Genomic DNA, 19326 nt, shown 5'->3' with positions numbered 1-19326 from the left:
AACCGGGGGCCCGTACAAAAGAGTGGCAAGGAGTCGACCGGCCGCCCGCGCCGCGGCCCCGGTATCGCGCCCGTGCTCGTCAGGGTTGGCCCCATGGCCAAGACAGCGCCCGCCACACTGCCGCCACGGGCGGGGGACACCGCTCCTCTCCGGGAGCGCGACGAGAGGCCGGGCCGTCTCGGCAGATGGCTCCCGGCGGCGACGGCGACCGCGTTCACGGGGGGCGCGGCGGTGCTCTACGGCGTGTCCGTGAGGGACCTGCTCGTCTTCGCCGCCTACCTCGCCGCCTGCGTGGCGCTGCCGGGGACGCTGCTGGTGCGTGCCCTGTATCGGGGCCGCCGCACCCTGGCCGAGGAGATCGCGCTGGGCGTCGCGCTCGGCTATGTCGCCGAGGTCGTCGTCTACGCCGCCGCCCGGGCCGCCGGGGCGCCGCTGCTCGTCCTGGCGTGGCCGGCCGCCACGTACGCGGCCGTCGCCGCGTCGGCGAGGCTGCGCCGTCGCGTGTCGCGCGCGCCCGCGCCGCCCGCGCCGCTGTGGTGGTCGTGGGCCCTGTCACTGGCCGTCATGGTCCTCGTCGCCTGGAGCGCGGTCACCTTCTACCGGCAGGCGGCGCTCACCTGGCCGCGCATGGCGGCTTCCAACGTCGACCTGCCGTACCACCTGGCACTCCTCGGCGAGCTGAAGCACCACATGCCGCCCACCGCGCCCATGGTCGCGGGCGAGCCGCTGCTCTACCACTGGTTCGTGTACGCGCACCTCGCGGCGGCGAGCTGGGTGACCGGGATCGAGCCCCTGGTGCTGCTGTTCCGCCTCGGCATGCTCCCCGTGCTCGCCGCGCTCGTCGTCCTGCTCACGATGATCGCGCGGCGCGTCGCCGGCTCCCGGGCGGGAGCGCTCGCCGCCGTCGCCGGCACGTTCTTCGTCGCGGCCCCGAGCCTGTACCTGGGCGCTTCCACGGGGGTGTTCACCTGGCGGGTCCTGTCGTGGACGAGCCCGTCGCAGACGTTCGGGGCGCTGCTGTTCGCGCCCGTCGTCCTGCTCGTGATCGAGATCCTGGAACGCCGCGGTGACGCCGGCCGGTGGGTCCTGCTGGGCGCCTTCCTCGTCGGGGTCATGGGCGCCAAGGCCACGCAACTGCCACTGCTCGCCGCCGGGCTGACGGCGGTGGGCGCGGTCGAGGCGGCCAGGCGGCGCAGGCTTCCCCGGGCGCTGCTCGGTGCGGCGGTGATGACCGGGGCGTGTCTCCTGTACGCGCAGTTCGTGTTGTTCGGCGGCGCGCGCAACGGGATGGTCGTGGATCCACTCTCGCTCATGCGCTTCACCTGGGGAGAGCTGACCGGCCGGCCGGGGAGCGGCGCGGCGCCCCTGGGGGGCGCGCTCCTGTACGCGCTGTGCTGGACGGTCGTCTGGTTCGGAGCCGCCGGGCTGGTAGGCCGGTCGCGGGCGCCTATGGGCCCGGGACCGCTGCTGCTGACCGGCATGGGGGCGTCGGGCCTGGGAGCGGTGGTCGTGTTCGGGCACTGCCAGATGAGCCAGATCTACTTCCTGGCGGGGGCGATCCCCTACCTGGCGATCGTCGCGGTCCGCGGGCTGGCGGAGGTGCGGGCCAGGGCGCGGCTGTCGAAGACGGCGGTGACGGTGGCCGTCGGCACCGGGGTGCTGGTGGAGGTTCTGCTCCGGGTCGTCGCCGGCGTCGCGGTCCCGCTGGAGCCCGGCCTCCCGGAGGCCCTCCTCTTCCGGCCGTACGCCGCGCTGGCGGTCGCCGTCGCGTCGGCCGCCCTCGTGCTCCTCGTCAGGGGATGGGCCCGTGCGCGGGTCTGGGCCTTCGTGGTCTTCATGGTCAGCGCCGTCGGCTTGCCCGGGGCGTGGATCGCGAGGGCCGTCCCGTACGGCGGGGGCGGGGGCGCCGCCGCTCACCGGAGTGGGGCGTCCGCGGAGGCGGTCCCCGCCGGGACCGTGGCGGCCGCCCGGTGGCTGCGGGCGCACTCGGACCCCGGCGACCTGGTCGCGACGAACGCCCACTGCCGGTGGGGATACCGGAACCCCTGTGACAACCGTCATCTCTGGCTGGCCGCGCTGGCCGAACGACGGGTGCTGGTCGAGGGCTGGACCTACACGTCGTCGAACATGGCGCGCTGGCATCCTGGACTGCCGGTGCAGAACATCCCGTTCTGGGACCGGGAGCGACTGCGGGACAACGACGCCGCCTTCCTCGCTCCCTCCCCGGCCGCGAGCAGGCGCCTGCGCGACCGTTACGGTGTGCGCTGGCTCGTCTTCGAGGGGCTGGGCGGAAATCCGGGAGGCGCACCCGCATATCGCGCCGGTGATTACACGATCTACCGTGCCGGGTGAATTCCCGGACACCGCCGCCCGCTTTGTTTTCCGAGATATTCCGGTGGCGCTCCGGCTGTCGAATAGACCGTCGCCGTATCCTTCGACCATGGATATTCGCGTCGTCGCCAGAAATGCCGCCCGCCCCGCTTATCTCCCCGTGATGACGCGGAAAATATGGTCTCGGCTGAGCCAGGGGCACGACCGGGAGAGGAGCTCCGCGCGCGCCTGGGCGGCGAAACACGCCGAGGACATGGACGCCTGGGGCGACGGCGTCGACCCGGTCCTGTGGCGGGAGGGCAAGGAGTTCGCCGAGTCCCTCGCGGACCTCGCCCGGCCGCGCATGGAGGCGCTCGCCGCGGCGGGGGTGAACCTGGGCGGGGCCGGCGGCATGCAACTGCTCTATCTGCTGACCAGGGTCGTACGGCCCGCGCTCGCCCTGGAGACCGGGGTGGCGGCCGGATGGTCCACCGCGGCGATGCTCGCTGCGATGCGGGTCAACGGATTCGGCCGGCTGATGTCGAGCGACTTCCCGTTCTTCCGGCTCGCCCACCCCGAGCGCTATATCGGATATGTCGTGCCGAATGACCTGAAAAGCCGATGGTCCCTGCGGATAAAGGGCGACCGCCGCAATCTCGAGGAATTCCTGTCCCCGGACACGATGGTCGATCTCGTTCACTATGACTCGGACAAGACCAGGCACGGGCGGGAGTTCTTCCTCCGGCGGGTACGGCCCCACCTGACCGGCAGGCACGTGCTCGTGATGGACGACATCCAGGACAACCTGGTCTTCCGGGAGTACGCCGAGCGGCAGCCGCTCTTCCGCGTCTTCGCCTACGAAGGCAAGTACATCGGTGTCACGGGCTCGGGGCTGCGGGCCGTCGAGCGCCGCTAGCACCCCGATGGAACGCCTTGCGAGGGGATCGAGCGCGATGCGCTGTGTCCATGTCTGCGAAGTGATCAAGACGCTCGACGTCGGAGGCGCGGAGGTGCTCCTCGTGGAACGGCTGCTGGCCGCGTCACGGCAGGCGCACCGCTACACGGTCGTGTGCCTGAGCGCCTCCACCTCCGAGCTGACCGGCAGGCTCAGGTCGGCGGGGATCGAGGTCGTCGACCTCACCGCCTGCCCGCGGCCGCTGCGGCTCGCGCGCCTGCTCCACGAGGTCAGGCGCCTGCGGCCGGACGTCGTCAACCTGCACTCGCCGCTGCCCGGGGCGCTGCTGCGGCCGGTGTCCCGGCTCTGGCGTCCCCGGCCGGTCCTGGTCTCGACGGTGCACAACGTGCGCTACCGCCCGGTGACCATGCTGCTCGACCGGCTGACCGGATGGCTGGACAGCCGGATCGTCGCGGTCTCGCCCCAGGTCGCCCGGGCGCGTACCGGCAGGCGCGGTCGCGCCCCGGCCACCTGCGTGCACGGGGTGCGCGTGGCGGAGCAGCGACACAGGGCGGCGCTCGCCGCCGTCACCCGGCGGGAGCGGGGCGTCCCCGATGACGCCTTCCTCATCGTCAACGTCGCGAACTTCCGGCCGCAGAAGAACCACAGGCTGCTGGTCGACGCCGCCGCCAGAGTCGTCGCGGCCGAGTCGCGCGCCGTCTTCCTGCTCGCCGGCTCCGGCCCGGAGCTGGAGCCGACGGCCCGCCGCATCGCCGCGCTCGGGCTCGACGCCGCCGTCCGGATAGCCGGCCACGTGCCCGACGCGGGCCGGCTGATCGCCGCCGCCGACCTGCTCGTCCTCAGCTCCTCCTGGGAGGGGCTGCCGGTCGTCGTCATGGAGGCGCTGGCCGCGGGGGTTCCCGTGGTCTCCACCGCCGTCGGGGGCGTGCCCGACCTGATCGAGACCGGCCGCAACGGCGTGCTCACCCCGCCGGGCAGCGCGGACGGGCTCGCCGAGGGCATCCTGCGGGCGATGCGGCCCGGCACGCTGGCCCGGCTCCGGGCGGGCGCCCGGGAGAGCGCCGACCTGGTGGACATCAGGCGGGCCGCGGAGTGGTTCGACGCGCTGTACGCCGAGGCCTGTTCAAGGGACGTGGGGTGACGCCGGTGGAGTACATCGTCGTCATCGCCGCCGCGGTGCTGCTCGTCGTCGTCGTGCACGCCGGCCTCAAGCCGCGGGTGGCGTGGCGCGTGCTCCCCGTGCTGCTGGCCGCCTTCGCCGTACGGCTGGCCGTCCACGTCCTGCTGATGCGGTCGGGCCTGGGATACGGCGGGGACAACTACTCCTACGAGGCGAGGGCGCTCGGCATCGTCGAGCTGTGGCACAGGAACGGGGTGCACTACGTCACCTCCGACGAGCTGGGGTCGGTCTACGGCGTGGCGGTCCCATGCCACGTCTTCGCGCTGGTCATGTACCTGTGCGGCGGGAAGGCGCCCCTGGCCTGCACCGCGGTCGTGGCGTCGCTCGGCTGCGGGCTGTGCGTCGTCCTGTACAGGTTCGCCCGGCTCCTCGGCGCGGACGAGCGGGCGGCGTTCCGGCTCCTCGTGCTCACCGCGTTCCTGCCGGGGTTCCTGCTGCACACCTCCGACATGTTCAAGGACGGATTCAACGCGTTCCTCGTGGTGACGTGCCTGGGCCTCGCCGTGTCCAACCTGCGGCGCTTCGACCCGCTCAAGGTCGCCGCGCTCGGCCCGCTGCTCTGGGCGTTGTGGAACGTGCGCCCCTACATGGTGTTCATGTGCAGCCTGCCGCTGCTCGCCGGGGCCGTCCGGGTCAAACACGCGCTGTCGGGCCGGAGCCTCGTCATCTTCGCCGTCGTGCTGATCCCGGTCCTCGTCCTGCTGCAGGGCTTCGACCAGGGCCTCGACCAGGACGGCGGGCCGCTCGGCACGATGCAGGCGCAACTCGACCGCGGGCAGTCGCAGCACACCCGGCTCGCGAACGCCGAGGGCGGATCAGGCGTCGTCTTCGACGACGGCGGCAACGCGTGGAGCGACCTGGGACCGAAGCTGGCCTACACGCTGCTGTCGCCCTTCCCGTGGGCGAGCGGGAGCATGGCGCTCCAGCTCGGCAAGATCGACACGCTGCTCTGGTACTGGCTGCTCTTCTGCGCGGCCCAGGGCGCGCGCCACCTGTGGCGCCACGACCGCAGGACGCTCCTGATCCTGATGCTGTTCCTGGTGCCCGCCTCCATCGCGTACGCGACGACCATGTCGAACATCGGCCTGATCTTCCGGCAGCGCATCCCGATCGTGATGGTGACGAGCCTGCTGTCGGCGATCGCGTGGAGCAGGACGCGGCCGTACGCCGGGCCACCGGAGGAGCGCGCCACCGACCCCGAAGCTCCCGGCTCACTCATACGCGGAACGTGAGGTCGTCCGATGGCACCGGCAGACGAAGGCAAAGTGCGGCGCGTCGTGCTCTTCATCGGGCACCTCGGGCTCGGAGGCGCCCAGAGACAACTGTGCCTGCTCGCGGAACGGCTGCGGGACAGGGGCGTCGAGGTCCACGTGTTCGTGATGTCCAGGGGCGGCCCGCACGCCGACGACCTGCGCGCGGCCGGGATCGACGTGCATTATCTGGGCTTCTCCCGCAACCCGGAGGGAATCGTCCCGCCGCCCGGCAACGCGCAGGCCTTCGCCCGCCTGGTCGGGCTGCTGCGGGACCTCCGGCCCGAGGTCCTGCACGGCTACCTGTGGGAGTGCTACCTCGTGGGGACCCCTGCGGCCCGGCTGGCACGGGTGCCGGTGGTCGTCACCGCCCGGCGCACGCAGGGCTACCTACGGCCGAAGAAGCCGTGGACGGCCGCGATCGAGCGGGCGGTGAACCGGATGACCGACCACATCGTGGCCAACTCGGCGGTGATCGCCCAGGGCACACGCGAGGTCGAGGCCGTTCCCGGCCGCAAGGTGAGCGTGATCTACAACGGACTCCCGCCCTCGGCCTTCGACCGGGTCGAGCCCGAGCCCGTCGACACCGCGCTGCCCGTGGTCCTGTGCGTCGCCCGCCTCAGCGAGAACAAGGGGCAGCGCTTCCTCGTCGAGGCCGCCGCGCTGCTCGCCCGCCGGGGCCGCCCCTGCACGTTCGTGCTCGCCGGGGACGGCCCGGAGCGCGAGCGGCTCGAGCGGCAGGCCGCGGAGGCGGGAGTCGACGTCCGTTTCCTGGGCTTCCGCCAGGACACCGCGGGACTGCTGGCCCGCGCCGACGTGGTGGCCCTGCCCTCGACGGCGGAGGGCCTGAGCAACGCGGTCATGGAGGCGATGGCGGCGGGCAGGCCGATCGTCGCCACCGCGGTCGGAGGCACCCCCGAACTGCTGAAGGACCGGGGTGTCCTGGTGCCCTCCCGGACGCCGCGCGCCCTGACGGACGGCATCGCCCGGCTGGTCGACGACCCGGCTCTCGCGGCCTCGCTGGGCGCGTCGGCCCGCGCCTGGGCCTGGCGGAACCTCGACATCGAGACCGTGACCGACGAGCACCTCGACCTGTACCGGCGGCTGCTCACGGCCCGCCGGAGGAGCTAGAGCGTGCGGAGTTTCCTGCAGACCATGGCCAGCCAGGCGTTCCCGCTGGCCATGGCCGCCGTGGCGGGCGTCTTCCTCGCCCGCGGCCTGCAACCCGAGGGGCGGGGCGTCTACGCGACCGTCACCACGACCGCGGGGATCGCCACGGTCGTGGGCCATCTGTCGGTCGGAAGGTCGCAGATGGCGCTGTGGCCGGTCCTGGACCGCCATGGGCCCCTCGTCGGCAACGCCATGGTCCTCGGGCTGGTCCTCGGCGCGGCCGCCGGGGCGGTGATCTTCTGCGTGGTGACCGTCCTGGGCCTGCCGGTCGCCCCTCAGCTCATGGTCATGGCCTTGTCCGCCGTGCCGTTCGGCGTCGCGGCGCTCAACCTGAAGGGCGTCCTGCTGCTCCAGTCCCGGGTCGGAACGGCCAACAGATCTACCGTACTGTCCGCAGTGGTGCTGTACGTCCCGATCCTGCTGCTCGCGGTCACGGGGACGCTCACGCTGACGGCGGTGGTCGCCTGCTGGGCCGTCTCCACGATCCTCCCCTTCGCGCTGTTCGTCCGGCCGCTCAGGCTGCCGGCGCGAGGGGAGGGGGCGCTCGCCCGCCGCCAGCTCGCGCTGTCGGGCCGTTACCACCTGGGCGCGGTCGCGTTCCATCTCCTGCTCACCGTCGACGTGCTGCTCCTGAACGTCTGGGTGACACCGGCCGAGGTGGGTCTGTACACCGTCGCGACCTCGTTCCTGTCCCTGTCGAGGGTGCCCACCGACGCGCTGGCCCAGATCGTGGTCGCCCGCCAGGCGGTCAGGGACGAGGCCGAGGCCCGGGCCGTCACGGCCCGGACCGTCCGGCTCAACCTCATGCTCGGGTCGGCCGCCGTCTGCTCGCTGGCGTGCGTCTCGCCCCTGCTGATCCCCACCCTGTACGGCGCGGCCTTCTCGGGGAGCCTGACGCCGCTGCTCGTCCTCGCCCCCGGCACGGTGGCCTGGTCGCTGCTGCGGCCGGTGGAGCAGTACCTGGTGCGGCTGGGCCGTCCGATGACGATGACCGCCGTCGCCGCGTGCGCCCTCGCGTCGAACGTCGCGCTGAACGCCGTGCTCATACCACTGTGGGGAGCGGCCGGGGCGGCCCTCGCCTCGACCCTGAGCTACGGCGCCATGGCGGCGGTGGAGGTCGGGTGGTTCGCCAGGGTCGCCGGACTCGGCGCGGGGGATCTGCTGCCGCGCGCCGCCGATGTGCGGTGGGTCGCCGCCTCGCTGCGCGACCGGGGGCGCGGGACCCGCGGTCTGGTGAGCGCGCGCAGATCCGTGTAGAGACGGCCCGCGGGCGTCGGGGGCGGGCGCGGGAACCATCGGAGAGGATGACGTGAGGATTCTCCATATCTCATACCGGATGCCTCCGGAGCCGGGAGGCAAGGAACGCCACACCGCGCGGGTCGCCCACGAACAGGCGCTCCGGGGGCACCAGGTGCTGGTGGCCCTCCGGCACGGAGGGGTCCCGCCGGGCGTCGCGGCGGTGACGCCGGAGCGCAGCCGCGTGACCCGCGCCGTCGCCGGAAGGTCGGACCCCCTCGCGTTCGCCGTCGACTGCGCCCGCGTGCTTCCGCGCCTGGGGCCGCTGGACGTCGTGCACCTGCACGGGGACCACCGTGAAGCGCTCTTCCTCGGCCCGGTCGCCCGGCGGCTGGGTGTTCCGCTGCTGGTCACCGTGCACGGCGCGCTGGCGATGCGGCACCGAGCGATCATGCCGTGGGCCTTCCGCCACGTCGCCGGATTCACCGCGCTCGGCACCCGGCCCACGGCCGACCTGCGCAGAGCCGGCGTCCCCGCGCATGCGATCCTCACGATCTCCAGCGGAGTGGACCTGCCCCGGCTCGAGGCGTTCCGGTCGCGGGCCACCCCGGAACCCGGACTCATCGTCAGCGTGGGCAGCCTCGTCCCGGTCAAGAATCACGCCCTGACCATCGAGGCGTTCCGCCGGCTGCGCGCCGTACGGCCCGGGATGCGCCTCGTCATCGTGGGCGAGGGGCCCGAGCGCGCCCGCCTCGAACGTCTGGCGAGCGCGGAGCGGGGCGTCGAGTTCACCGGGCACCTTCCCGGCGACGAGGTCTACAGGCTGGTGAGTCGGGCGCAGGTGTTCGTGCTCTCCTCATGCAGGCTCTCCTCCGTCGGGGAGGGCGTGCCCACGGCCGCGCTGGAGGCGCTCGCCCTGGGCACCGCGGTGGTGGTGTCCTCCGATGCCACGCTGGACCCGGTGGTGGCCGACCGCGAGGCCTACCGTGTCTTCCGCAGCGGATCGGCCGACGACCTCCTCGCCTGCCTGCGGTCGGTGCTGGACGGGGACGAGGCCCGCGCCCGGATGACCGGGCGCGCCAGGGCGGCCGTCGCCGGCCTCGACTGGCCGCTCGTGGCGGCCCGCATCGAGGACTGGTACGGGTCACCGTGATCGTGTGATCGACCTCGGGCGGGCCCTTTGACCTTTCCTGTCCTTCGCCGGGCCGGGGACCAGGTACGGGAGCCTCTCCAGCATCGGCGCCCGTGCGGTGCCGTGCTGGGGCCGGCCGCTCCTGCGGACGAACGGTGCCGGCGCGTACGGCGCCACGGGCCGTCGCCCCGGAACCGAGAGCGGCACCGGGTTCCCGTACGCCCGGTCCACTCCGTAGCGCAGGGCCCGGCGGGCGGCGGCCTGCATCTGGGCGGGGTCGAACAGCACGTCCACCCAGTAGTTGGAGGCCCGGTAGGTGGCGGTCGGGAACGTGTTCGCCCCGGCGTAGGTGTAGACCCCGTTGCCCCCGGACGCGGTGCTGGCCGGAGCGGTGAGCGGGCCGCGGCTGTACTGGGTGGTGAAGTAGTCCCGGTCCAGCGAGTAGAACCCCGTCGGAGTGAAGTACGACGCGATGTACGTGGTGCCCGGCGTGATGTTCACGGGTGTGGAGAAGAGCGCCTGCTGCCACCCGGACGGCGTCTCGTTGGTGAACGTCACGTTCGCCAGCAGCTGGCCGTCGGTCGTCCACAGGCTGCCGACGTGGACCCCCGTGTTCTGGGTGCTCTTGTAGAACCGGATTCCCCGGATGGCGCCCGAGACGGAGGACTGGAACTTGACGCCGAGCGTGACCGCCTTGTTGTCGGGCTGGGCGACGATGTCCGGTGTCGCCGACTCGTCCCACAGCGTGGTCGCCTGCGAGTAGACCACGTCGACCCAGGCGTTGCTGGCCCGGTAGGTGCTGGTCGGGAACGTGCTCGTCTTGCTGTAGGTGTAGAGCCCGTTGCCGCCGTCCGCGCCGTCCGCCGGCCCGGTGATGAGACCGTTCGAGTACTGCGTGACGAAGTAGTCCCGGTTGACCGAGTAGTTCCCGGTGTTGGTGTGATAGGAGGCGACGTAGCTGACATCGTTGTTCACCGGCACGGGCGTCGAGAAGCCGACCTGCTGCCACCCGCTCGCCGTCTCGCTGGTGAAGGTCGCCTGCGCCAGCAGCTGTCCGGTGTTGGTCCACAGGCTGCCGACGTGCGTCCCCGTGTTCAGCGGGCCCTTGTAGAACCTGATCCCGGAGATGTAACCGGGGGTCCGCACGCGGAACCGGACGCCGAGCTCGACGGGCTGCTTGTCGTCCTTGGTGATGGTGGCGGGCACGGTGTCCGGAGACCAGATGGAGCACGGGCATCCCGCGTTGACCGTCACCGACCTGCCGGCCGGGGTGCGCTGGACGTTGCCGATGTCGTCGACGGCCCGGGACCTGATCGTGACCGGGCCCTGGTTGCTGGTCGTCGTCCACGCGTACTGCCAGGTGGTCCGGCCGGTCGCCCGATGCCACGTGGTGCCGCCGTCGACCGACACCTCGACCCCCGCCACGACGCCGCCTCCGGTGTCGGAGGCGGTTCCGGCGATCGTCACGGTGGTGCCGCCGGGCACCGAGGCGCCGCTCGACGGGGTGGTGATCGTCGAGGTCGGGGGAGAGGTGTCGGTCGACGGCGTGGCCGGCACCAGGCCCGGCTGCAGGGTGGCCGGCTGCGTCCGCATGTCGGCGAGCAGGTTGACCGTCGCCTGCTGCATCCGGATGTCGGTCGGCGTGCCCGGCCGGTCGTGGACGGCGTCCAGCCCCCACGACCACTGGATGGTCCCCGCGCCGAAGACGTACGCGCCGCTGGGGTCGCGGTAGAGGACGAGGCTGTGTGTGGCGACCCCGGCGCCGTACGTCGCGCCGAAGTCGAGCAGGAACTTGTTGGGGCTGGCCAGGGTGGTGCGGGAGAGCAGCACCAGCCCCGCCGGAGCGAAGCCGTTGTCCGGAGCCTGGTCCCACTCGTAGCCCAGCGTCCCGTTGGGGAACGTGGCGACCTGCCCGGGCTGCAGGTTCGCGACCGAGGTGTTGCGCCACAGGCGCATCGGGGCGTACTCCGCCGGAACGGTGATCGCGTTGTTGACGTTGCCGTTGATCATGAAGAGCGTGCCGGTCGTGGCGTTCTCCGGAAAGCCGCCGTTGGGCGGCTGGGCGAAACGCGGGTCACGCCAGGTCCCGGTCCAGGTGGGACTCGGGTCGATCTTCATGTTGGCGACGGTCTCCTTGTAGCAGACCATCGTCCGGTTCGGGGTCGCCGAGGGGTCGATGCTGCTTTCCCACCTCGTCTTCCAGAACATCTCGTTGCCGGTGAAGAAGGCGATGTTCACGCCCTTGTTCTTGGCGTTGACGACGTTGTCGCGCATCTCCGACGACCAGTACTCCGCGTGTCCCGAGGAGAGGAACACCTTGTGGTTGAGCAGTTGGGAGCCGCTGGTCACCGTGTCGACGCTGCTGGTGTAGCTCACGTCGTAACTGTTGGACTCCATCCACCTGATCATCGGATATTCGGCGTTGAAGAAGTAGGTCTCCGGCCATCCGGCGCGGGTGATGACCGGGCGGTTGTAGCTGACCTTGAAGGAACGGCCCGCGGGCAGGCCCTTGTACAGGCTGTTGCCGCCGTATGTGTTGTACGCCTGCCAGGTCGCGTCGGAGGTCTGCACGAGCATGTCGGAGTTACGCGCGTCGTTCCTGACGACGAAGATGTTCTGGCTGACGCCGCTGGTGCCGTCCGTACGGACGAAGTTCGCGAGGTAGGCGCCGGAGACGGCGTCGGCCGGGACGGCCCAGGACGCCGAGACGCTCCAGTTGCCGCAGTCGACCAGTCCCGTCGTCGTGTCGTTGAGGCAGGCCGGCTGCGACTGCGGCAGCGGGACCGACGGGTTGACGGTCGCGATCTTCCGCGCGCCCAGGCCGCTGTAGTAGCCGACCCGGTAGATGTCGATCCGGTAGGAGGTGATCGAGGGGGCGTTCACCTTGAACTGCTGGGTCTGTCCCGCGTTGACGCTCATCTGGGTGGCGTAACCGGTGATCGCCGGGCTGCCCGCACCGGGCACGTCCCACTCCGAGGGCGGACTGCCCGGCAGGCTGTTCTCTATGCAGATGATCGACGTCGGCGGGCAGGTCTGACGGGACGCCCGGCGGTGGCCGAGCCGCAGGTGCCGCCAGCCGCCGAGGCGTGCGGCCCGCGCGTCCGCCGTGGGGATCGCCTCGGCCGCCTGGGCAGCCTGGGCCGCCTGCACGGTCCCGGGTGTGCCGGGTGGCATGGGGGCCGGCGGGGCGTGGCCGTCCGTGGCGGCACCTGTGGGAGCAGCGGGGGAAACCTTGGCGTCGGGGGTGGGCGTGCCCTGCGGTGAGCCGGAGGGGCTCGTGCTTACGATCCTCACGTCACCTTGGCCCAGGTCTTCGGCGGGCACCGGAGCCCAGGCGGTGGCGAGCAGAACGGCCGCGGCCGTCAGCATGGTGCCGAAGATACGCGCGGTGCGGGGAAATCCTGTTTTCCGGGCAGCGCCGATTGTTTTCCATTCGCCTGGCATGTACAACCTCTGGTTCGCGCGGCGGAACGCCTTAAGCTGAGGACGGCTAGCGAAGGATAGCGGGGACCGAATATCGCCCGGCGGCATGCGCGGAAGCGGAGAGTTCCCGGCAGGGCGGACACCGTTTCGCATTTCGCACGCCCGGTGGGCGCCGCCGGCGCGGGCCCGGGTAAAGCGCCGTGGAATAGCGGGGCAGGGAATGGGTGTGGAATCGGCACGCCTCCCGCCGCGCGGCCCCCGGAACACCCGTGCGGCGGTTTACCAGGGAAAAGAGTCGGCCGGGATTTCGCGGCGGCCCGGGAGCGGGCGTCAGAAGCTGGATTTCTCGCTGGAAGGACGGGTTCGCGTGAATCGGGAAAGTGGAGCGACGTCGCGGTCGCCCATCGGGGCGGGCGCACTGCGGCGTGCCGTCGCCACTGTGGGAGTCGGCGTGGTCGCCACGGTGGTCTCCGGCATGATCGCCGGCGGAGGTATGGCGCCGGTCGCCCCGGCCGCTCTGGCCGCCCCGGCCGGCGCGGGGGTCGCGCGCTTCGCGGCGGGCGGGACCGCGTCCGCGAGCCACGGCCCGCGAGGGCCGAAGACGGACACGGAATGCGCCCCCGGGCGTCCGCACGGTCCGGCGGACCGCGGCGTGAAGAAGGCGAGGAAGCGGCCGTGCACGCCGCGCGGCGCACGCGCGACGAACGGTGCAGGCGCACGGGGAGGGGCCGGCGCCGTGACCGCCGCACCGCCCTGGTCCTGGGACGACGCGGCCGGAGGAGACGGCCCCGCGGCCGCTTCGCGGCCCGCGCCTTCGGGTGGGGCGGGGGCCGTTTCGGGTGGGACGGGGGCCGCCGCGCCGGCCCGGCCGGCCGGACCGGCGGGAGTCGTGCCCCTGTGGGACGACGACGGCGGGTCCCGAGACTCGGGCCGCGCCATCCGGCCGTTGCCGTCCGCGCCGCCCTGGCTGTCGGGAGCGGGCGGCCCCGCCGGTCCGTTCGTCCCGTTCGCCCTGTCCGCCCCGTCCGGCTCGTCCGGGGAGCGGGGCGCGGCCGCACCCGCGGGAGAGACCGGCGAGCGGGGGCCGCAGGGACCACCCGGGCCGGAAGGCCCCATGGGGCCCGAAGGGCCCGAAGGACCGGAAGGGCCCGAAGGACCGGAAGGACCCGCAGGACCGGAAGGAGCCGAAGGACCCGCGGGACCGGAGGGGAAGGCCGGCCCGGAAGGACCGCCCGGGCCCGCCGGAGCGCGGGGACCGGCCGGACCGGAGGGGAAGGCGGGTCCGCAAGGGCCGCCCGGGCCCGCCGGACCCACGACGAGCGTGGACTCGACCTCGTTCGTCGGCAATCCCGGGTCGCTCCTCACGTTCCTCGGCCGGGTGCCCGGCGACGGCCGGACGCTGGTCCGGGATCCACGCACGAACACCTGGTACGACCTGTCCCACGTCGCGGGCTACCCCGCCGGCGTGCTGGCCGCCTCGGTGGACGCCGAGCTGGCGGGCACGGGCAACGACCTGTACGTGACCGTGGCCACCGCCGATCAGGTGGCGCAGACCCGGTGCACCGTCTTCCCGGCCCCGGGCACCGGCGGCGTCCCCGCCTGGCCGGGCAACTGCCGTCCGTTCGCCGTCGTGTCCTGACCGTCCGGGGCCGGGCGGAGTTCCCGCCCGGCCCACCGCCCGGCCCACCCCCGGCTCTACCGCACGGCCGACGGCAGGGCGGCCGGAAACGCCCGGCGCAAAAGCCGCATCGCGTATCTGGAAATGCGATGAAAGCGGAGCCGGGCGTAGCAAAAGGAGTGGACCGTATGGAACCTACGAAGGTCCGGGAGTACCATCCAACCCGAGCGGGCATTTAGTAGATCTTTTTCGTCCGCATATAGATCCTGTTTATCGGCGCGGTAATCATCCATTCCGTGGCGACCTTCCTCGCGTCATCGTTTGCGCGTCGCATCTCTCGGCTCCGTGAGCCGGTTCGTATAGAAAGTCCCACTGCGACGCGCAGGGTCATGTGGCATTCGCCCGATTATGCGAGAAAGGTCAGGAAATGGATGGAAATGCGATGAAACGCGGGCGGGAGCCCGCCGTACGGACATCGGGTCGCGGACGCCGTCCCGGCGCGGGCGGAACCGTACGGCGCCGCCTCTCGGCCGTCCTCACGGCTCTGTTCGCCATGCTCGCACCGGGGGTCGCGATCCCCGGCGGCGCGAGCGCCGACCCGTCCCTGACGCTCGGCGACGCGGACACGTACGCGGTGCTGGCGGGGACGTCGGTGACGAACACCAACCTCACCTCGATCACCGGGGATCTCGGGGTGAGCCCGGGGACCACGGTGACCGGCTTCCCGCCGGGCACCGTGAGCGGCTCCATCCGGACCGGCGCCGCGGCCGCCGGCGCGAAGGCCGACGTGGTCGCCGCGTACAACGCCATCACGGCCATGTCGCCGAACGCCACGATCCCACCCGCCCTCGGCGGAACGACCAGGACCCCCGGCGTCTACGACTCCACCACCGGCCCCTTCACCGTCAACGGCACACTCACGCTCGACGCGCAGGCCGACCCCGACGCCGTCTTCGTCTTCCGGGGCACCACCCTCACCGCCGGCGGCGTGAGCAACATCGCCCTGGTGAACGGTGCCCAGGAGGACAACGTGTACTGGCAGCTCAGCGGCACCGCGTCGCTGGGCACGTTCTGCACCTTCCGCGGGAACGTGCTCGCCTCCGGCGCGGTGTCGGTGAGCTCGGGCGCCGCGGTGTACGGACGGCTGTTCTCGCTGAACAACACGATCGGCCTGCAGGGCACCACGAGCCCCCCGGCCACCCGCGTGACGGTGCCGAACAACCCGCCCACGACCACGAGCCTGACCTCCTCGCTCAACCCGTCCGACACCGGGGACGCGGTGACCTTCACGGCCAACGTCCAGGCGCAGTCGGGGTCGATCGTCCCCGCGGGCTACGTGGCGTTCAAGGACGGGACGACGGTCATCGGCACTGACTACCACGACGACGGGCATCCCGCCAGGCTCACCACGTCGAGCCTCAGCGCCGGGCAGCACCGCATCACGGCCGTCTACCTCGGCGGCGACACCTTCGACGGCGAGGCGGTCATCCACTTCGCCCCGAGCACCTCGCCGGAGCTGGTGCAGAGCGTGTCGAGCGTCAGCCTGTGGAGCGACTCCGTGACCCCGGACCAGGCGTCACGGAACGACCCGCAGGCCGTGGTGCTCGGCGTGAAGTTCCAGGCGGCGGTGGACGGCGTCGTCACCGGCATCAAGTTCTACAAGGGCTCGCAGAACACCGGGACCCACACCGGCAGCTTATGGACGTCCGACGGCCAGAAGCTCGCCACCGTCACCTTCACGAACGAGACCGCGACCGGATGGCAGCGGATGGACTTCGCCAACCCCGTCGCCATCAGCTCCGGCACCACGTACATCGCCTCGTACCACACCACGTCCGGTTTCTACGCGATGAACCGGCCCTACTTCGCCTCGGCGTACACCAACGGCCCCCTCACCGCGCCCTCCGACGGCGCGTCGGGCGGCAACGGGGTCTTCACCTACAGCGCCAGCGACACCTTCCCGACCAGCAGCTACCGGGCGTCGAACTACTGGGTCGACGTGATGTTCACCCCCGCGCAGACGCTCTGGGACAACACCGCGACCCCCGCGGTCGTCAACCAGCCCGACGACCAGGACGCGGTGCTCGGCGTGAAGTTCACCTCCGCGACCGGCGGCATGGTCACCGGGGTCCGCTTCTACAAGGGCCCGCTGAACACCGGGACCCACATCGGCAGCCTGTGGACCTCCGGCGGCACACAGCTGGCGACCGCGACCTTCACGAACGAGACCGCCTCCGGATGGCAGCAGGTCGACTTCCCCGACCCCGTCCCCGTCACCGCGGGCACCACCTATGTCGCCTCGTACCACACCTCGGGGCGTTACTCGGTGACCAGGCCGTACTTCACCTCGCCGCGCACCAACGGGCCACTGACCGCGCCCGCCGACGGCGCGTCGGGCGGCAACGGGGTGTACGCCTACAGCGCCAGCGACACCTTCCCGTCCAGCACCTTCCGCTCGTCGAACTACTGGGTCGACGTCGTGTTCCAGCAGAGCTGAACGAACGGCCGGCACCGGGCAAAGAACGGGCAACGAAACGCCCCGGCCCGGTGTCCGGCCGTGTCCCTGCCGGTCCCTTACCCAATGCTTACGCGCGGGCAGGCCACCGCGCCGATCGTCCCGTCCGGGACGGCCACGCGGCAGGGCCGGATCCCCGAGAAGGAGGAGTCCTCTCATGGCGGCAGTCGCCGGTCACCGCCGGTTTCTCCCACGCGGTGCCACCGCGGTGTGGTTGTACGCGGCCCTTGCCGGGGTCCTCGTCGCGGCCCTGGTAGCGGGCGTCCTCGTCGTGACGGACGGCCGCGCGAGCGCGGACCAGCCCCCGGTGGACCTCGGCGCCGCCGAGCACACGGCGGTGCTCGCGGCGGGCACGGTCATCAGCACGAACATGACCCTGATAACCGGGGACGTCGACGTCAGCCCCGGCACCGCCGTCACCGGTTTCCCGCCGGGGGTGGTCGAGGGGGACGTCCACGCCGGTGACGCCGAGGCGGCGCAGGTGATGGCCGACGCCACCGCCGCGTACGACGACATCTCGGCTCGGGGCCCCGCCGTCACCGTGCCCGCCGAGCTCGGCGGCACCCGCAGGACCCCCGGCGTCTACGACTCGGCGGACGGGACGTTCCGCATCGACGGCACGCTCGTCATCGACGCCGGAGGGAACCCGGACGCGGTCTTCGTCTTCCGCGCGGCCACGCTGACCACGGCCAGGGTCAGCAACGTCACGCTGACGGGCGGAGCGCAGGCGGACAACGTCTTCTGGCAGGCCACCGAGGGCGCCGTCCTCGGGACGTACTCCACCTTCCGCGGCACCGTCCTGGCCCGCGGCTCGATCAAGGTCGCGGAGGGCGCCGTCGTCGACGGACGGACCCTCCTCCTCGACAACACGGTCACGATCGAGGGCACCACCGAGGCCGACAACGTGGGTGACGGCGCGAACGAGATCAACGCCGTCGTTCCGCCGCCGACCCGTGTCATGCTGCCGTTCGACCCCGGCACCACGACCCAGCTGACCTCCTCGCCCAACCCCTCCCAGGCGAAGTTCCCGGTCACGTTCACCGCGCGGGTCCGCCCCCGCAGCGGCACGCTGGCACCCGCCGGGAGGGTGCTCTTCAAGGACGACGGCGTCGTCATCGGCACGGGCATGCAGACCGGCGCCGACACGCCCGCCACGTTCACGACCTCGGCGCTGTCGGTGGGGGAGCACCACATCACCGCCGTCTACCTCGGCGGTCTCACGGCGCAGGCCGAGGCGTGGGTGCGCTTCGCGCCCAGCACCTCCAACGAGGTGGTGCAGGTCGTCAACGCGCGGTAGGCCGGCCGATCCCCGGCCCCGCCCCCGCCGCCGTAAGGGTTGCGCCATGTTTCGCCAACCACGCGCGGCGGCGGCGGTGGGGGGACGCGGGGCCGTTGTTCACTACGGCGGTGAGCACAACCAGCCCGAAGGCCGTCCCCTTCAACCGGACCCACGTGGCGGACAACGAGCTCGCCTACCTCTCGGAGGCGGTACGTCAGGGGTTCACCTGCGGGGACGGGCCGTTCACCGAGCGGGCCGGCCGGCTCCTGTGCGAACTGACCGGCGCCGGCCGCGCCCTGCTGACGACCTCGTGCACGCACGCCCTGGAGATGTCGGCGATCCTGCTGGACCTGCGGCCCGGCGACGAGGTCCTCATGCCGTCGTTCACGTTCGTGTCGACCGCCAACGCCTACGCACTGCGCGGGGCGGTGCCGGTGTTCGTGGACTGCAGGCCGGACACCCTGAACATCGACGAACGCCTGATCGAGGCCGCGATCACCGAGCGGACCAGGGCCGTCGTGGTCGTCCACTACGCCGGGGTGGGCTGCGAGATGGACGCGATCGGCGCGGTGACGCGACGCCACGGCCTGGCCCTGATCGAGGACAACGCGCACGGACTGGGCGGACTCTACCGGGGCCGGCCCCTCGGGTCGTTCGGGCTCATGGCGACGCAGAGCTTCCACGCGACGAAGAACGTGCAGTGCGGGGAGGGGGGCGCCCTGCTCGTCAACGACGCCGCCCTCGCCGCGCGCGCGGAGATCATCCGCGAGAAGGGCACCGACCGCAGCCGGTTCTTCCGGGGACAGGTCGACAAGTATCAGTGGGTCGACATCGGGTCGAGCTATCTGCCCTCGGACGTCCTCGCCGCCATGCTGACCGCCCAGCTGGAGTCGTTCGACGCGATCCAGCGGCTGCGCCAGGCGGTGTGGCGGAACTATCACGAGGGTCTCGCGGACTGGGCGGCCGAGAACGGGGTGGCGCAGCCGGCGGTCCCCGGCGACCGCGCGCATCCGGCGCACCTCTACCACCTGCTCCTGCCCGACCTGCGCAACCGGCAGGCGTTCATCGCCCACCTCGCGGCGCACGGCGTGCAGGCGGCGTTCCACTACCAGCCGCTGCACAGCTCTCCGGCCGGCCCGCGGCACGGCAGGGCGGCCCCCGGCGGCTGCCCGGTCACCGAGAACGTCGCGGACCGGCTCGTACGGCTGCCGTTGTACGCGGGTCTCGGCGAGGCCGGCGCGGCTCGCGTCGTCGACGCGGTGCGCGGCTACGAGGTGCGCTGACGGTGCGCCGGAAC

General features: G+C 72.1%; 12 protein-coding genes. 11 read left to right on the top strand and 1 reads right to left on the bottom strand.

Annotated features, from left to right (window positions below; all coding sequences use genetic code 11):
* Positions 1-93 precede the first annotated feature (93 nt).
* The 7 genes from FED44_RS16015 (at position 94) to FED44_RS15985 (ending at position 9215) form a co-directional block, all read left to right on the top strand.
* Positions 94-2352, top strand: a complete 2259-nt coding sequence (locus tag FED44_RS16015; protein ID WP_138461152.1) for a hypothetical protein — start codon at positions 94-96, stop codon at positions 2350-2352.
* A gap of 142 nt (positions 2353-2494) precedes the next feature.
* Positions 2495-3226, top strand: coding sequence for a class I SAM-dependent methyltransferase (locus FED44_RS16010; protein WP_165900802.1), 732 nt, complete (start codon positions 2495-2497; stop codon positions 3224-3226).
* Between the two features lie 37 nt (positions 3227-3263).
* Positions 3264-4367 carry a glycosyltransferase gene (locus FED44_RS16005; protein ID WP_165900803.1) on the top strand — a complete coding sequence of 368 codons (1104 nt, stop codon included), beginning with the start codon at positions 3264-3266 and terminating at the stop codon, positions 4365-4367.
* A complete protein-coding gene (locus FED44_RS16000; protein WP_138461151.1) occupies positions 4364-5638 on the top strand; it encodes a hypothetical protein in 1275 nt (424 codons plus the stop codon). Before FED44_RS16005 ends, FED44_RS16000 begins: the two co-directional genes overlap by 4 nt.
* Before the next feature lie 9 nt (positions 5639-5647).
* On the top strand, positions 5648-6787 hold the full coding sequence (locus tag FED44_RS15995; protein WP_138461150.1) for a glycosyltransferase: 1140 nt from the start codon (positions 5648-5650) through the stop codon (positions 6785-6787).
* A gap of 3 nt (positions 6788-6790) precedes the next feature.
* Positions 6791-8083: a lipopolysaccharide biosynthesis protein gene (locus FED44_RS15990; protein WP_117408531.1), complete on the top strand. Its 1293-nt coding sequence runs from the start codon at positions 6791-6793 to the stop codon at positions 8081-8083.
* A gap of 79 nt (positions 8084-8162) precedes the next feature.
* Positions 8163-9215 (top strand): glycosyltransferase family 4 protein, encoded by a 1053-nt coding sequence (locus tag FED44_RS15985; protein ID WP_117408532.1) that lies wholly within the window; start codon positions 8163-8165, stop codon positions 9213-9215.
* Here FED44_RS15985 and FED44_RS15980 read toward each other — a convergent pair.
* A complete protein-coding gene (locus FED44_RS15980; protein WP_117408533.1) occupies positions 9207-12563 on the bottom strand; it encodes a DUF4082 domain-containing protein in 3357 nt (1118 codons plus the stop codon). The genes FED44_RS15985 and FED44_RS15980 overlap by 9 nt on opposite strands.
* A 1375-nt stretch (positions 12564-13938) precedes the next feature.
* Here FED44_RS15980 and FED44_RS37345 point away from each other — a divergent pair.
* The 4 genes from FED44_RS37345 to rffA all read left to right on the top strand — a co-directional run bounded on the left by FED44_RS37345 (position 13939) and on the right by rffA (position 19312).
* Complete coding sequence (locus FED44_RS37345) at positions 13939-14256, top strand: hypothetical protein (RefSeq protein WP_117410623.1); 318 nt, start codon at positions 13939-13941, stop codon at positions 14254-14256.
* Between the two features lie 421 nt (positions 14257-14677).
* Positions 14678-16732 (top strand): DUF4082 domain-containing protein, encoded by a 2055-nt coding sequence (locus tag FED44_RS15970; protein ID WP_167521489.1) that lies wholly within the window; start codon positions 14678-14680, stop codon positions 16730-16732.
* A 175-nt stretch (positions 16733-16907) separates the two neighbouring features.
* Entirely contained in the window at positions 16908-18047 is a 1140-nt protein-coding gene (locus tag FED44_RS15965) for an ice-binding family protein (protein WP_117410621.1), read from the top strand.
* Positions 18048-18157: 110 nt separating this feature from the next.
* Entirely contained in the window at positions 18158-19312 is a 1155-nt protein-coding gene (gene rffA, locus FED44_RS15960) for a dTDP-4-amino-4,6-dideoxygalactose transaminase (RefSeq protein WP_138461148.1), read from the top strand.
* The last annotated feature ends 14 nt before the right edge of the window (positions 19313-19326 follow it).

Origin of the sequence: Microbispora triticiradicis, from assembly GCF_005864065.1 — a bacterium.
Lineage (GTDB): Bacteria > Actinomycetota > Actinomycetes > Streptosporangiales > Streptosporangiaceae > Microbispora > Microbispora triticiradicis.
The sequence above is the reverse complement of the archived record's forward strand: the minus strand, read 5'-3'. Positions and strand labels throughout refer to the sequence as shown.